Annotated in this window: 1 protein-coding gene; it reads right to left on the bottom strand. The window is 76.7% G+C overall.

Annotated elements, in window-relative coordinates:
* The coding region (locus tag ROTAS13_RS25200) for a metallophosphoesterase (protein ID WP_075823716.1) at nucleotides 1–708 on the bottom strand (708 nt) is incomplete at its 3' end.
* Nucleotides 709–860: the final 152 nt, after the last annotated feature.

Below are 860 nucleotides of genomic sequence, written 5' to 3'. Positions count from 1 at the left end.
GATCGGCCCCCGGGGGCCGGGAACCTCCCCCCGCAGCGGCCGGTGGTGGTGCCCATGCAGCACGAGTTCCGCCCCGTGCCGCGCCAGCACGCGGCACAGCGCCGCCCGGTCCGCCAGGGCCTTCCGCCGCCCCCCGGGGCCGAGCAGCGGCGGGTGGTGGATCATCACGATCCGGAACAACCCCTCGCGCCCCGCCACCTCCAGCAGCCCGGGCAGCGCCGCGAGCTGTGCCGCGCCCAGCCGTCCCGCCGCCGAACCCGGCCGGGTCGGCACCGCCGAGGAAAGCCCGATCAGCGCGACCGCCCCGCGCCGCCGCAGAAAGGGAAAGGGCGCGCCGCCCGCCTCCCCGGACATCCAGGGCGACCAGAGCCCGGTCCCATCCGCCCATGGCAGGGCCACGGTGGCGTCGTGGTTGCCCGGCACCACGGTGACCCCTTCCGACGGGCCGAGTGCCGCCAGCCAGTCCCGCGCGGCCGCGAATTCCCCTGGCAGGCCCAGGTTCGTCAGGTCTCCCGTGATGGCCAGGTGGTCCGCCCCGGCTGCCACGATATCGGCCAGCAGGGCTGCGGCGGACACGGCCCGGCGCCGCTTGCGCCGCCAGGCGAAATAGGCGAGCAAGCGCTTCCCCGCGAGCTGCGAGAGCGGGTGGATCGCCCCGGAGGGTACAGGCAGGTGCAGGTCGGACAGGTGCGCGAGGCTGAAGGACATGGTGCGGCGCAGTCTCGCCCGTCCCCCGCCCCGGCGCCAGCGGCCCGCTGGCTGGGGGAATCCCCCGTGCCCGTCTGGAGCATGCCGGGCTCCGAACTGCTCCGCCGGGCCCTTCTCCGCGCCGGCACCGCCGACACCGCCCCCTGGACCGG

This window comes from Roseomonas sp. TAS13, from assembly GCF_001950415.1.
Taxonomy (GTDB): Bacteria; Pseudomonadota; Alphaproteobacteria; order Acetobacterales; family Acetobacteraceae; genus Roseomonas; species Roseomonas mucosa.
The sequence above is the reverse complement of the archived record's forward strand: the minus strand, read 5'-3'. Positions and strand labels throughout refer to the sequence as shown.